Source organism: Pseudomonas sp. ZL2, assembly GCF_054788455.1.
On sequence record NZ_JBGOGX010000002.1, the window covers coordinates 330127 to 346359 of the forward strand.

The following is a 16233-nucleotide window of genomic DNA, read 5'->3' on the forward strand; positions in this document are numbered from 1 at the left end:
GACGTGCAAGAATTGATCGGTGCGGTTGGGGCATTGTCGGCAAAAGAGCGCAAGGCCCTGGCCATCATGCTCAAAGAGAAAGGTATCAATCTCTTTGCTGTTGCACCGATCTTCAAGCGGGAGGCTGGCGCACCGTTGTTGCTGTCCTACGCCCAGCAGCGCCAGTGGTTTCTCTGGCAACTGGAGCCGCAGAGCGCGGCGTACAACATCCCGGCTGCCTTGCGCTTGCGCGGGGCCCTGGACCTGCCTGCCTTGCAGGCCGCTTTCGAGGTGCTGATCGCCCGTCATGCAGCCTTGCGCACCGGCTTCGTCCAGCAAGGCGAGCAGACCCTGCAGGTGATTCGTCAGCCAGGTGATTTCAAGCTGGCGATCCAGCCTCTCGGCGAAGGCGTGGCGACCGAGACTGCCATCGAGGCCTTCCTTGCGGCGCAGTTGGGCGAGCCCTTTGATCTGGAACTGCAACCACTGCTGCGCGCGGCGGTATTGCAGGTGGCAGAAGATGAGCATGTGCTGGCGCTGGCCTTGCATCACATCATTGCCGATGGCTGGTCGATGCAGGTGCTGGTCCGTGAACTGATGCAGGTGTATGCCGGGCAGGTTCGTGGAGTGCCGGTGCAGTTGGCCGAGTTGCCTGTCGACTACGCTGACTATGCCCTGTGGCAACGTGAATGGATGGACGCCGGGGAGCGTGAGCGGCAACTCGGCTACTGGGTCGGCGAACTCGGGCGTGAGCCGCTGGTGCTCGAACTGCCCACCGATCATCCGCGGCCGCTGCGCCAGAGTTTTCGCGGTGCGCGCCTGGAGATCGATATCGATCCGGCGCTGGCGGCAGGGCTCAAGCGGCTGGCGCAACAGCACAATGTCACCGTGTTCATGTTGTTGCTGGCATCGTTCCAGACCCTGTTGCACCGCTACAGCGGCCAGCAGGCTGTGCGCGTCGGCGTGCCGGTGGCCAACCGTACCCGGGTCGAGACCGAAGGCCTGATCGGCTTTTTCGCCAACACCCAGGTACTGGCTGCGCAGTTCGACCCATTGCTGTCTTTTGCCTCCCTGCTGCAGCAGGTCAAACAGCGGGTGCTGGGTGCACAGTCGCACCAGGATCTGCCGTTCGAGCAACTGGTCGAAGCCCTGGCGCCGGAGCGCTCACTCAGTCACAACCCGTTGTTCCAGGCCATGTTCAACCACCAGGGCAGTGCGCTTCAACGCCCTGCGCCAGGCAACGACGGGCTGGGTTTGCAGGTGCAGCCCCTGGCGCGGGAGGCCAGCACGGCCCAGGTCGACCTGACGTTGGCCACCGAAGAGCACGCCCAGGGCCTGACGGCGGCACTGACCTATGCGACCGATCTGTTCAGTGCCGCCAGCGCAGAAAAAATGGCCGGCCACTGGCGCAATCTGTTGCGCGCCATCGTTGCCAACCCACAACAGGTGGTCGGTGAACTGGGCATGCTCGATGCAAACGAGCGCCAGCGCATCACCGGTGACTGGAATGCGACCGGCGTCGACTATCCGCAAGAGGTGTGCATCCATCGCCTGATCGAGGCCCAGGTGCGGCGTACACCGCAGGCGCCGGCGCTGCAGTTTGCCGGCCAGGCGCTCAGTTATGCGCAGCTCAACGCCCGGGCCAACCAGCTGGCGCGGCGGCTGGTCAGTGCCGGTGTCGGTCCCGATCAACTGGTCGGGATCGCCCTCGAACGCAGCGTGGAGATGGTGGTTGCCTTGCTCGCGGTGCTCAAGGCCGGCGGCGCTTATGTACCGCTGGATCCTGAGTATCCCCGCGAACGCCTGGCGTACATGATCGAAGACAGCGCCGTCAGCCTGGTGCTGACCAGTGCTGCGTTGATGCCGGGGTTGCCATTGCCTGCGGCTGTGCATGCCCTGGCGGTCGATGAGCTGGACCTGGCAGGCGAGGCGCAGGGTGATCTGGACATCGTCAACGATGGCGAGCACCTGGCGTACATGATCTACACCTCGGGTTCTACCGGCCGGCCGAAAGGGGCTGCCAACCGCCATCGGGCCTTGAGCAACCGCCTGTACTGGATGCAGCAGGCGTACAGCCTCGATGCCGGTGACACCGTCCTGCAAAAGACCCCGTTCAGTTTCGATGTATCGGTGTGGGAGTTTTTCTGGCCGCTGATGAGCGGCGCGCGCCTGGTCGTGGCCCAGCCGGGGGATCATCGTGATCCGTCCCGCCTGGCCCGGCTGATTCGCGAGTCCCGGGTCACCACCGTGCATTTCGTTCCGTCGATGCTGCAGGCGTTCATGCTCGATAGCGAGGCCGTCACCTGCACCAGCCTGCAGCGGATCATCTGCAGTGGTGAAGCGTTGCCGCTGGAGGTCCAGCAGCAGGTGCTGACCCAGCTGGGCCAGGCGAAACTGTACAACCTCTACGGGCCGACCGAGGCGGCAATCGACGTCACCCACTGGACCTGCCAGGCCCAGGAGCATCACAGCGTGCCGATCGGCCAGCCGATTGCCAACCTCAGCACTTTTATCCTCGACGCCGGGTTCAACCCGGTGCCGGCGGGGGTGATCGGTGAGCTGTACCTGGGTGGCGAAGGCCTGGCTCGCGGCTATCACCGCCGCCCGGGGTTGACGGCCGAGCGCTTCATCGCCAACCCGTTCGCCCGTGGGCAACGGCTGTATCGCACCGGCGACCTGGCGCGTCAGCGCGAGGATGGGGTGATCGAATATGCCGGGCGCATCGATCATCAGGTGAAGATTCGTGGCCTGCGCATCGAACTTGGCGAAATCGAGGCGCGCTTGCAGGAGCAAGCCGCTGTCAGCGAGTGCGTGGTCATTGCCGGGCAGGGCGCGACGGGGGTGCAGTTGCTGGCCTATGTGGTGGCCAGCGATGGCGCTGTGGCCATGGCCGACCAGGCCAGCCAGCAAGCCCTGGCCGATCAGCTCAAGGCTGAGCTGGGCCGGGGCCTGCCAGACTACATGGTGCCGACGCAGATGATCTTTTTGCCGGCCATGCCGCTGTCGCCCAACGGCAAGCTTGACCGCAAGGCCTTGCCTGCACCTGATCTGAATAGCGTACAGGCGGTGTACCGGGCGCCGGTCAGCGCCCAGGAACAGGCCGTGGCCGAAATCTGGCAGCAATTGCTCAAGTGCGAGCAGGTTGGCCTGGACGACGACTTCTTTGCCCTGGGTGGCCACTCCTTGCTGGCTACCCAGCTGGTCTCACGGGTGCGTCAGGCACTGGCGGTGGAGGTGGCGCTGCGCACGGTGTTCGAGCACAGCCGTTTGCAGGCCTTCGTTGCCGCGCTGTGCCAGGCGCCGAGCAGCAATCAGCTGCCGATGCAGGCCGTCGATCGCAGGGCGGGCGTGCCGTTGTCCTATGCCCAGGAGCGTCAGTGGTTTCTCTGGCAGCTCGATCCGCACAGTACCGCGTATGTGATTCCCATGGTCCTGCAGCTCGATGGCGAGCTCGATGGCGAGGCGCTTGAGCAAGCGTTCGTGACCTTGCTCGAACGGCATGAAAGCCTGCGTACCGGATTTGCCGAGCGCGATGGCCAGTGCGTGCAGCTGATCCGTGACCAGGTGGATTTCCAGGTGCGGCGCCATACCCTGGCGCAAGACGGCGATGCAACAGCGCTCAGCGACAGTTTCGTACGCCAGGCGGTGTGCAAGCCCTTTGACCTGCAGCACGACCTGCTGCTGCGTGCCGACCTGCTTGGTGTCGGCCCACAGCGCCATGTGCTGGTGGTGACTCAGCACCATATCGTGTCGGATGGCTGGTCGATGCAGGTGATGATCGACGAGTTGCTGCAGTGCTACGCCGCGCTGTGCAAGGGCCAGGTGCCGCAGTTGCCGCCTCTGCCAATCCAGTACGCCGACTACGCCGCCTGGCAGCGCCAGTGGATGGAGGCGGGTGAGCGTGAGCGGCAACTCGACTACTGGCAAGAGCAGCTCGGGCGTCAGAGTGTGGTCCTGGAGCTGCCCGCCGATCATGTCCGGCCGGTGCAGCAAAGCTTGCGCGGTGCGCGACTGGAGTTGCCGATCAGTAGTCAGTTGCATCGAGCGTTGCGCCAGTTGGCCGAGCAGCAGGGGGTGACCCTGTTCATGCTGCTGCTTGCCGCCTACCAGACACTGTTGTTCCGTTATAGCGGGCAGTCGCGCATTCGTGTCGGGGTGCCGATCGCCAACCGTAACCGCCTGGAAACCGAGCGCCTGATCGGCTTTTTCGTCAACACCCAGGTGTTGCAAGCCGACCTTGATGGCCAGCAAGGCTTCGACGAATTGCTCAAGCAAGTGCGTCAGGTCACCTTGCAAGCCCAGGAACATCAGGACTTGCCGTTCGAACAACTGGTCGATGCCCTGCAGCCGGAGCGCAGCCTCAGCTATAGCCCGTTGTTCCAGGTGATGTATAACCACCAGGCCGAGCAGGTTGCAGGTGCGCAGCGTGGCGGTGGCCCGCTCGACCTGCAGATCACTAGCCTCGGTTGGTCGGGCGAGAATGCCCAGTTCGACCTGACCCTGAGCACGCACGAGAGTGCCGATAGCCTGGCGGCTTCGTTCACCTATGCCACCGACCTGTTCGAAGCCGGTACTGTCCAGCGTATGGCAGACCATTGGCTGCGCCTGCTGCAGGCCATTGTCCAGGCACCGGGACAGGCCCTGGGTGAGCTGCCATTGCTCGCCGTTCACGAGCGTGACCAGCTGTTTGCCCTGAACCCGGCGCGTGAACCCTTCGATGCCGATAGCTGCATCGACCAGCTGATCGCCCAGCGTGCCCAGGCTGCACCGCAGGCCCTGGCCCTGATCGACGGTGAACAGTCCTATTCCCACGGCTGGCTGCAAAGCCGCGCCAACCGTCTGGCCCACCGCCTGATCGAACTGGGCGTCGGCCCCGAGGTGCGGGTCGGCGTGGCCATGGCGCGCAGTGCCGAGCTGGTGGTGGCCCTGCTGGCAGTGCTCAAGGCCGGCGGCACCTATGTGCCACTGGACCCGGACTACCCGCGCGAACGGCTCAGCTACATGCTCGAAGACAGCCAGGCGCAAGTGCTGCTGACCCAGGCCGGGGTGCTCGAGGCCTGGCCGGACGACATCGTCACCGTGCTGGTCGAAGATGATGCCCGCTACCCCGACACCCCGCCGGCACCGCGGGCCACGGCGCAGAACCTCGCCTATGTGATCTACACCTCCGGCTCCACCGGCATGCCCAAGGGCGTGGCCATCGCCCACCGCAACGTCGCGGCCCTGGCGCACTGGTCGCAGCAGGTCTACCGCGCTGAAGACATCCAGGGCGTGCTGGCCTCGACCTCGGTGTGCTTCGACCTGTCGGTCTGGGAGATCTTCGTCACCCTGGCCAATGGCGGTTTCCTGGTCATGGCCCGCAACGCCCTGGAACTGCCACAGTTGCCAGCCCGCGAGCAGGTGCGCCTGATCAACACCGTGCCGTCGGCGATTGCCGCCTTGCAGCGTGCCGGCGAAATCCCGGCGAGCGTTAAAATCATCAACCTGGCCGGCGAGCCGCTCAAGCAGGCGCTGGTCGAAGCACTGTACGCCGAGACCGCGGTGGAGCAGGTCTATGACCTGTACGGGCCGTCGGAAGACACCACCTATTCGACCTTCAGCCGCCGCCAGGCCGGTGGCCAGGCCAACATCGGCCGGCCATTGTTCAACACCGCCAGCTACCTGCTCGACGCCCAGCTGCAAGCGGTGCCGCAGGGGGTGGCCGCCGAGCTGTACCTGGCCGGCGACGGCCTGACCCGCGGCTACCTGCTGCGCCCGGGGCTGACCGCCGAGAAGTTCGTGCCCAACCCGTACGGGCCGCCGGGCGAGCGCATGTACCGCAGCGGCGACCTGACCCGCTACCGCGCCGACGGCGTGCTGGAGTATATCGGCCGCATCGACCACCAGGTCAAGGTTCGCGGTTTTCGTATCGAACTGGGCGAGATCGAGGCGCGCCTGCTCCAGCAACCGGCGGTGCGCGAAGCGGTGGTGCTGGCGGTCGACGGCGCCAGCGGCCAGCAACTGGTGGGCTACGTGGTGGCCAGCCAGGGGCTCGATGCCGAGCAGCTCAAGGCCGGCCTGCGCCAGCACCTGCCGGACTACATGGTGCCGGTGCACCTGCTGCAGCTTGAACAACTGCCACTGACCCCCAACGGCAAGCTCGACCGCAAGGCCTTGCCGATGCCGGACCTGAGCCAGCTGCAAGCCGCCTACGTGGCTCCGCACAGCGACCTGGAGCAGCGCATCGCCGCCATCTGGCAGGACGTGCTGAAGCTGGAACGGGTCGGCCTGAGCGACAACTTCTTCGAACTGGGCGGCGACTCGATCATCTCGATCCAGGTGGTCAGCCGGGCGCGTCAGGCGGGCATTCATTTCACTCCCAAGGCACTGTTCCAGCACCAGACCGTACAGGGCCTGGCGACGGTGGCGAGCCTCGGGGCCAGCGGCCTTGCGGTCGACCAGAACCGGATCGAAGGGGCGAGCACGCTGCTGCCGATCCACCGGGTGTTCTTCGACGAAGTGCAGGTCGAGCGCCATCACTGGAACCAGTCGGTGCTGCTCAAACCGCACCAGTTGCTGGACGGCGCGGTGCTGGAGCAAGCCTTGCAGGCGCTGCTGGAACAGCACGATGCGCTGCGCCTGGGCTTTGTCGAAAACCACGGCGAGTGGCAGGCGACCTACCATGGCCTGCCGAACCACAGCGTGCTGTGGCAGCGCGAGGTCGCCGATGCCGAGGCGCTGGAACAACTCGGCCAGCAGGCCCAGCGCAGCCTTGACCTGAACAACGGCCCGCTGCTGCGTGCGGTGCTGGCGACCCTGGGCAATGGCGAGCAACGCCTGCTGCTGGTGATCCATCACCTGGCGGTGGACGGCGTGTCGTGGCGGATCATTTTCGAAGACCTGCAGCAGGCTTACGAGCAACTGCGCGAGGGCCAGGTGGTGCAACTGCCGGCCCGCACCCACAGCGTGCGTGACTGGGCCCAGCGCCTGCAGGCCTATGCCCTGAGCACTGAAGTCCAGGCCCAGCGCAGCTACTGGCAGGCGCAACTGGCCGGGGTGCAGACGGCGCTGCCGGGCGCCCGAGCGGACGCCAGCCTGGCCAACCGGCATGCTCGCTCGGTGCACAGCCGCTTGTCGCCGGAACTGACCCGGCGCCTGCTGCAGGAAGCGCCGGCGGCCTACCGCACCCAGGTCAACGACCTGTTGCTCAGCGCCCTGGCGCGGGTGATCGGGCGCTGGAGCGGCCAGGCCGATACCCTGATCCAGCTCGAAGGCCATGGCCGTGAAGAGTTGTTCGACGACCTCGACCTGACCCGCACCGTCGGCTGGTTCACCAGCTTGTTCCCACTGCGCATCAGCGCCAGCGACGCCCTGGGCAGCAGCATCCAGCAGGTCAAGGAACAGCTGCGCGCGATCCCGGACAAGGGCCTGGGCTGGGGCGCCTTGCGCTACCTCGGCGACAGCGCCAGCCGCGAGAGCCTGGCGGCGCTGCCGGTGCCACGGATCACCTTCAACTACCTGGGCCAGTTCGACGCCAGCTTCGATGCCGAAGAGGGGGCGCTGTTCGTGCCGGCGGCCGAAGCGGTGGGGCCGGACCAAAGCCCGCAGGCCAACCTGGGCAACTGGCTGAGCCTGAACGGCCGGGTGTATGCCGGCGAGTTCAGCCTGGGCTGGCGCTTCAGCCGGGAGATGTTCGACGAAGCCACGGTGCAGCGCCTGGCCGACGACTATGTTGCCGAGCTGCAGGCACTGATCGAGCACTGCTGTGAGCTGAAGGTACGCTCGGCGACGCCGTCGGACTTCCCCCTGGCCGGGCTCAGCCAGGCCCAGCTCGAGCAACTGCCGGTGGCCCTGGAGCAGGTCGAGGACATCTACCCACTGTCGCCGATGCAGCAGGGCATGCTCTTTCATACCTTGTATGAACAGCGCGGTGACTACATCAACCAGATGCGTCTGGACGTGGAAGGGCTGGATGTCGAGCGCTTCCGTAGCGCCTGGCAGGCAAGCGTCGATGCCCATGACATTCTGCGCAGCGGCTTTGTCTGGCAAGGTGAGCTGGAGCGCCCGCTCCAGGTGATTCGCAAGTCCTTGCCCCTGGCCTTCGAGGTGCAGGACTGGCAGGCGCGCGCGGATGTGCCAGAGGCCCTCGACGCGCTGGCCAACGCCGAGCGCCAACGTGGTTTTGATCTGGCCGAGCCGCCGCTGCTGCGGCTGTTGCTGGTACAGCTGAGTGCGCAGCACTACCACCTGATCTATACCAGCCACCACATCCTGATGGATGGCTGGAGCAACTCACGGCTGATGGGGGAAGTGCTGCAGCGCTATCGCCAGCAGCCGGTGAGTCGCCCGGCCGGTCGTTACCGCGATTACATCGGCTGGTTGCAGGCACAGGACGCAGCGCTCAGCGAGCAATTCTGGACCGCCCAGGTGCGTGAACTGCAGGTGCCGACCCGCCTGGCCCAGGCCTTGCCACACCAGGCTGACGGTGCCACAGGCCAGGCCGAGCACTTCGCCGAACTGGCGCCGCAAGCGACTCGCCGTCTGAGTGATTTCGCCCGCCAGCAGAAGGTCACCATGAACACCCTGGTGCAGGCCGCCTGGGCCTTGCTGCTGGCACGCTACAGCGGCCAGCAGACGGTCGCCTTCGGCGCCACGGTGTCTGGCCGACCGGCTGAGCTCAAAGGGGTGGAGCAGCAGTTGGGCCTGTTCATCAACACCTTGCCGGTGGTGACCCACCTGGATGCCGGGCAGCCGCTGGCGCAGTGGCTGCAACAGTTGCAGCAACAGAACCTTGCGCTGCGTGAACACGAACACACCGCCTTGTTTGACGTGCAGCGCTGGGCCGGTCTGGGCGAGGGCCTGTTCGACACTCTCCTGGTGTTCGAGAACTTCCCGATTTCCGAAGCCTTGCAACAAGGTGCACCAGAGGGCCTGCGCTTCAGTGAGGTGCGCAACCAGGAACAGACCAGTTTCCCGCTGACCCTGGCGGTGGTTCATGCCCAGAGCCTGGTACTGCACCTGAGCTATGACACGGCGCTGTTCAGCGCGGCCCAGGTACAACGCTTTGGCGTGCAGGTGCTGCAGTTGCTGGAACGAATGATTACCCAGGCCGGGCAGCCGTTGGGTGAGTTGCAGATACTGGGCGATGACGAGCAGCAGTTGCAGTTGCATGGCTGGAATCCGCCGGCCGCAGCTTTTGCCAGTGACCGTTGCATCGACCAGCTGATCGCCCAGCGTGCCGAGGCCGCACCGCAAGCCCTGGCCCTGATTGACGGCGAACACTCCTATTCCCACGCCTGGCTGCAAACCCGCGCCAACCGCCTGGCCCACCGCCTGATCGAACTGGGCGTCGGCCCCGAGGTGCGGGTCGGTGTGGCCATGGCGCGCAGTGCCGAGCTGGTGGTGGCCCTGCTGGCAGTGCTCAAGGCCGGCGGCACCTATGTGCCACTGGACCCGGACTACCCGCGCGAACGGCTCAGCTACATGCTCGAAGACAGCCAGGCGCAAGTGCTGCTGACCCAGGCCGGGGTGCTCGAGGCCTGGCCGGACGACATCGTCACCGTGCTGGTCGAAGATGATGCCCGCTACCCCGACACCCCGCCGGCACCGCGGGCCACGGCGCAGAACCTCGCCTATGTGATCTACACCTCCGGCTCCACCGGCATGCCCAAGGGCGTGGCCATCGCCCACCGCAACGTCGCGGCCCTGGCGCACTGGTCGCAGCAGGTCTACCGCGCTGAAGACATCCAGGGCGTGCTGGCCTCGACCTCGGTGTGCTTCGACCTGTCGGTCTGGGAGATCTTCGTCACCCTGGCCAATGGCGGTTTCCTGGTCATGGCCCGCAACGCCCTGGAACTGCCACAGTTGCCAGCCCGCGAGCAGGTGCGCCTGATCAACACCGTGCCGTCGGCGATTGCCGCCTTGCAGCGTGCCGGCGAAATCCCGGCGAGCGTTAAAATCATCAACCTGGCCGGCGAGCCGCTCAAGCAGGCGCTGGTCGAAGCACTGTACGCCGAGACCGCGGTGGAGCAGGTCTATGACCTGTACGGGCCGTCGGAAGACACCACCTATTCGACCTTCAGCCGCCGCCAGGCCGGTGGCCAGGCCAACATCGGCCGGCCATTGTTCAACACCGCCAGCTACCTGCTCGACGCCCAGCTGCAAGCGGTGCCGCAGGGGGTGGCCGCCGAGCTGTACCTGGCCGGCGACGGCCTGACCCGCGGCTACCTGCTGCGCCCGGGGCTGACCGCCGAGAAGTTCGTGCCCAACCCGTACGGGCCGCCGGGCGAGCGCATGTACCGCAGCGGCGACCTGACCCGCTACCGCGCCGACGGCGTGCTGGAGTATATCGGCCGCATCGACCACCAGGTCAAGGTTCGCGGTTTTCGTATCGAACTGGGCGAGATCGAGGCGCGCCTGCTCCAGCAACCGGCGGTGCGCGAAGCGGTGGTGCTGGCGGTCGACGGCGCCAGCGGCCAGCAACTGGTGGGCTACGTGGTGGCCAGCCAGGGGCTCGATGCCGAGCAGCTCAAGGCCGGCCTGCGCCAGCACCTGCCGGACTACATGGTGCCGGTGCACCTGCTGCAGCTTGAACAACTGCCACTGACCCCCAACGGCAAGCTCGACCGCAAGGCCTTGCCGATGCCGGACCTGAGCCAGCTGCAAGCCGCCTACGTGGCTCCGCACAGCGACCTGGAGCAGCGCATCGCCGCCATCTGGCAGGACGTGCTGAAGCTGGAACGGGTCGGCCTGAGCGACAACTTCTTCGAACTGGGCGGCGACTCGATCATCTCGATCCAGGTGGTCAGCCGGGCGCGTCAGGCGGGCATTCATTTCACTCCCAAGGCACTGTTCCAGCACCAGACCGTACAGGGCCTGGCGACGGTGGCGAGCCTCGGGGCCAGCGGCCTTGCGGTCGACCAGAACCGGATCGAAGGGGCGAGCACGCTGCTGCCGATCCACCGGGTGTTCTTCGACGAAGTGCAGGTCGAGCGCCATCACTGGAACCAGTCGGTGCTGCTCAAACCGCACCAGTTGCTGGACGGCGCGGTGCTGGAGCAAGCCTTGCAGGCGCTGCTGGAACAGCACGATGCGCTGCGCCTGGGCTTTGTCGAAAACCACGGCGAGTGGCAGGCGACCTACCATGGCCTGCCGAACCACAGCGTGCTGTGGCAGCGCGAGGTCGCCGATGCCGAGGCGCTGGAACAACTCGGCCAGCAGGCCCAGCGCAGCCTTGACCTGAACAACGGCCCGCTGCTGCGTGCGGTGCTGGCGACCCTGGGCAATGGCGAGCAACGCCTGCTGCTGGTGATCCATCACCTGGCGGTGGACGGCGTGTCGTGGCGGATCATTTTCGAAGACCTGCAGCAGGCTTACGAGCAACTGCGCGAGGGCCAGGTGGTGCAACTGCCGGCCCGCACCCACAGCGTGCGTGACTGGGCCCAGCGCCTGCAGGCCTATGCCCTGAGCACTGAAGTCCAGGCCCAGCGCAGCTACTGGCAGGCGCAACTGGCCGGGGTGCAGACGGCGCTGCCGGGCGCCCGAGCGGACGCCAGCCTGGCCAACCGGCATGCTCGCTCGGTGCACAGCCGCTTGTCGCCGGAACTGACCCGGCGCCTGCTGCAGGAAGCGCCGGCGGCCTACCGCACCCAGGTCAACGACCTGTTGCTCAGCGCCCTGGCGCGGGTGATCGGGCGCTGGAGCGGCCAGGCCGATACCCTGATCCAGCTCGAAGGCCATGGCCGTGAAGAGTTGTTCGACGACCTCGACCTGACCCGCACCGTCGGCTGGTTCACCAGCTTGTTCCCACTGCGCATCAGCGCCAGCGACGCCCTGGGCAGCAGCATCCAGCAGGTCAAGGAACAGCTGCGCGCGATCCCGGACAAGGGCCTGGGCTGGGGCGCCTTGCGCTACCTCGGCGACAGCGCCAGCCGCGAGAGCCTGGCGGCGCTGCCGGTGCCACGGATCACCTTCAACTACCTGGGCCAGTTCGACGCCAGCTTCGATGCCGAAGAGGGGGCGCTGTTCGTGCCGGCGGCCGAAGCGGTGGGGCCGGACCAAAGCCCGCAGGCCAACCTGGGCAACTGGCTGAGCCTGAACGGCCGGGTGTATGCCGGCGAGTTCAGCCTGGGCTGGCGCTTCAGCCGGGAGATGTTCGACGAAGCCACGGTGCAGCGCCTGGCCGACGACTATGTTGCCGAGCTGCAGGCACTGATCGAGCACTGCTGTGAGCTGAAGGTACGCTCGGCGACGCCGTCGGACTTCCCCCTGGCCGGGCTCAGCCAGGCCCAGCTCGAGCAACTGCCGGTGGAACTGGAGCAGGTCGAGGATATCTACCCGCTGTCGCCGATGCAGCAGGGCATGCTGTTCCATACCCAGGAAGGCAATGGTGCCGACCTGTATATCAACCAGATCAGTGTCCAGGTCGAAGGCCTCGACAGCGCTCGCTTCGAAGCGGCCTGGAACCAGGTGATCGAACGGCACGAGATCCTGCGCACTGGCTTCTGCAATAGCGCAACCCTTGAGCAGCCCTTGCAGTTGGTCTACAAGCAGGCGCGTATGCCGATCAACTGCCTGGACTGGCGTGACCGCGAGGTGACCCAGGAGCAACTGCAGGCCCTGGCGGCCGCCGAATGCGCCAGAGGCTTCGACCTGCCGAGCGCGCCGTTGACCCGCCTGGCCCTGGTACAGACCGGCGCCGACCAGCACCAGTTGATCTGGACCAGCCACCACATCCTGATGGACGGCTGGAGCAATTCGCGCTTGCTCGGTGAAGTGCTCCAGGCCTATGCCGGGCAGGCACTGCCAATGCGCCAAGGGCGCTACCGCGACTATATCGACTGGCTGCAGCGCCAGTCAGCGGTCAGCCGCCAGGCGTTCTGGCAGGAGCGCCTGCGCGAACTTGAAGGGCCAACCCTGCTGGCCAGCAGTATCGGCCCGCAACCGGCGCCCGGCTTGCAGGGCCATGATGCGTTGTACCTGAAATGGGACGAAGCGCAGACCCAGGTATTCAAGGCCGCTGCACAGCGCCTGCGCGTCACCCCCAACACCCTGGTACAGGCCGCCTGGCTGTTGCTGCTGCAGCGTTACAGCGGCCAGCAGACGGTCAGTTTCGGTGCGGTGGTCGCCGGTCGACCGGCCTCCCTGGCCGGGGCCAACGAAATGCTCGGCTTGTTCATCAACACCTTGCCGATCATCCAGACCGTGCAACCTGAGGTCAGTGTCCACCAGTGGCTGACGCAGCTGCAGGCCTACAACCTGGAAGCCCGTGACCATGAACAGACGGCGCTGGCCGATATCCAGCGCTGGGCCGGGCAGGGTGGGCAGGCCCTGTTCGATAGCATTATCGTGTTTGAAAACTACCCGGTGGACGAGCGCTTGCAACAAGGCAGCGAGACCGGCCTGCGCTTTGGCAAGACCAGTGGCCGCGATGTCACCAACTACGCCATGGACCTGGCCGTCAGCCTCAATGCCACGCTGTCGATCGAGTTCCTCTACCTGCGCGAGCGTTTTACGCCGCAAGCCTGCGCACAACTCATGCAAGGCTTCGAGAACCTGCTGCGGGCCTTGCTCGACCAGCCGCACGCGACAGTCGGCAGTCTTGGCCTGCTTGACGATGCCGGGCTGCATGCCCTGCAACAGCGCAATGCCCTGCCGCAGGCGGGCCAGGCCCAGGCCCTGAGCGAGGCGATTGCCACCCAGGCCCGGCTGCGTCCGGATGCCGTGGCGGTGGTCTGCGCCGATCAGCAACTGACCTATGCCGAGCTGGAACAACGTGCCTCGCTGCTGGCCCAGCATCTGATGGCCCAGGGGGTGGGACCGGAAGTCTTTGTCGGCGTGGCGCTGGAGCGTTCGGTCGAGGTGATCGTGGCGTTCTATGCCGTGATGAAGGCCGGCGGCGCCTATGTGCCGCTGGACATCGACTACCCGCGCGAACGCTTCGACTGGATCATCGAGGACTCGGCCATGGCCGTGCTCATCACCCAGCGCAGCGTCCGTGAGCGGCTGGGGGACGCCCGGGTGCCGGTGCTGCTGGAACTGGACCAACTGACCTTGCAGCCCGATGCGCCGCAACGGCCATGGCCACGCGCCGAAGCCGACAACCTGGCGTACCTGATCTATACCTCCGGCTCTACCGGCAAGCCCAAGGGCGTTGCCGTGGCCCGCGGCCCGATTGCCATGCATTGCCGGGCCATTGCCGAGCGTTACGCCATGAACACGCAAACACGCGAGCTGTTGTTCATGTCGTTCGCCTTTGACGGTGCCCAGGAGCGCTGGCTGTCGACCCTGCTGTGCGGCGGGTGCCTGATCGTGCGCGACAATCAGCTGTGGACAGCCGAACAAACCTTCAATGCCCTGCACGAGCAGGCGATCACTATCGCCTGTTTCCCGCCGGCTTACCTGCAGCAACTTGCCGAGTATGCCGAAGGCCGCGTGCCGCCGGCGGTGCAGGTGTACTGCTTTGGGGGGGATGCGGTGGCCGAGGCCAATTTCGAGCGGGTCAAACGCACGCTCAAACCGCGCTACCTGACCAACGGCTACGGCCCGACCGAGACCGTGGTCACGCCACTGCTGTGGAAAGTCGACGCCAACGCCCAGTGCAACGCCGCCTACGCGCCGATCGGCACACGGGTCGGCGAGCGCACCCTGTATGTGCTCGACAGCCAGCTCAACCCGCTGCCAATGGGCGCCGCCGGTGAGCTGTACATCGGTGGCCAAGGGCTTGCCCGTGGCTACCATGCACGCCCGGGGCTGAGTGCCGAGCGCTTCGTCGCCGATCCGTTCAGCAGCGAGGGTGGCCGCCTCTACCGCACCGGCGACCTGGTGCGCCAACGCGAGGACGGCGTGTTCGATTACCTCGGGCGTCTTGACCATCAAGTGAAGATTCGCGGCTTTCGCATCGAGCTGGGTGAAATCGAGGCGCGTCTGCGTGAGCAGGAGAGTGTCCGCGATGCGGTCGTGGTCGCGCGCCGCAATGCCCATGGCAACCAGTTGATCGCCTATGTGGTGGCCAACAGCGTGGCCGGGCTAGAGAAGCGCTTGCGCGGTGCGCTGCAGCAGGTGCTGCCGGACTATATGGTGCCAAGCCGGATCCTGGTGCTCGATGCCTTGCCGCTGAGCCCCAATGGCAAGGTCGAGCGCAAGGCGCTGCCGGACCCGGAGGCCATCGAACGCAAATACGTGGCGCCGCGCAACGAGCTGGAACAGGCGCTGGTGCAGATTTGGCAGGAAGTCCTGGAGGTCGAACAGCTCGGTATCACCGACAACTTCTTCGAGCTCGGTGGTGATTCGCTGCGTATTCTCAAGGTCTTGAGCAAGGTCCGTAGTCGTCCCGCGCTGGGTTTCGAGCTCAAGCTGCGGGACATGATGAACAGCCCGAGCATTGCTCAGCTCAGCGGCTATGAACCGGCGCAGGAGCAAGGGCTCGACCCGTTGCTGTTGCTCAATGCTCGCTGCCCGCAGGTGCCGCCGTTGTTCTGCCTGCATGCCGGTTTCGGCACGGTGTTCGACTACGAGCCGCTGGCCCGTCAGCTGGATGGGCAGTGCAGTGTCTATGGTCTGCAATGCCGAATGTTGCTGGACCGGGACTGGCAGGACGAATCGCTGCCGGCCATGGCCATTGATTACGCCCAGTACATTCGCCAGAAACAGCCGCAAGGCCCTTACCGCTTGCTGGGTTGGTCGTTGGGTGGCGCCCTGGCGTTGCTGGTGGCCGATGAACTGGTACGCCAGGGCCAGCAGGTAGCGTTCGTTACCCTGGTCGACAGCTTCATCCCATCGGCGCAACCGGTCGCGCCCACCAGCGATTACACCGGCGAGCTGCAGGCCTTCCTGGCCGTGGCCTTGCAGCGCGAGGTGCACAGCCTGCCCGCGCTGACCTGCCAGGCCCCGTTGCAGTACCCGGCGTTGCTGGAGCTGGTCGGCAGCTTGCAGCAAGGCGCTGAACCTGGAATGGGCTTTGATGCACAGGACCTGGCCCATGGCTTCATGGTCGCCATGCGCTTGAAGGCCTTGAGCGAGCAACTGCAGACGCTGCCTGAGGTGAGCGCCCCGGTCCATTGCTGGTGGGCGGGCGAGCCGCAGGGCACCGATGTCGAGCGCTTCGAGCAGGGCCTGACGAACCGGCAAGAGCGGCAAGTGCTGGCTACCCGTCACGATGAGATTCCACGTCATCCGGCCTTGTTGCAGTCTCTGCGCGATCAATTGTGCAGCCTGGAAGCAATCGACGGCTGAGTCTTCCCGGGCCCTGCTTGCAGGGCCCGTTTTTCACTTTAT

At 65.8% G+C, this 16233-nt stretch carries 1 protein-coding gene; it reads left to right on the forward strand.

The genetic code is table 11. The features are described 5' to 3' along the window. Nucleotides 1-3 precede the first annotated feature (3 nt). Complete coding sequence (locus tag ABM562_RS02860; RefSeq protein ID WP_460420743.1) at nt 4-16191, forward strand: non-ribosomal peptide synthase/polyketide synthase; 16188 nt, start codon at nt 4-6, stop codon at nt 16189-16191. Nucleotides 16192-16233: the final 42 nt, after the last annotated feature.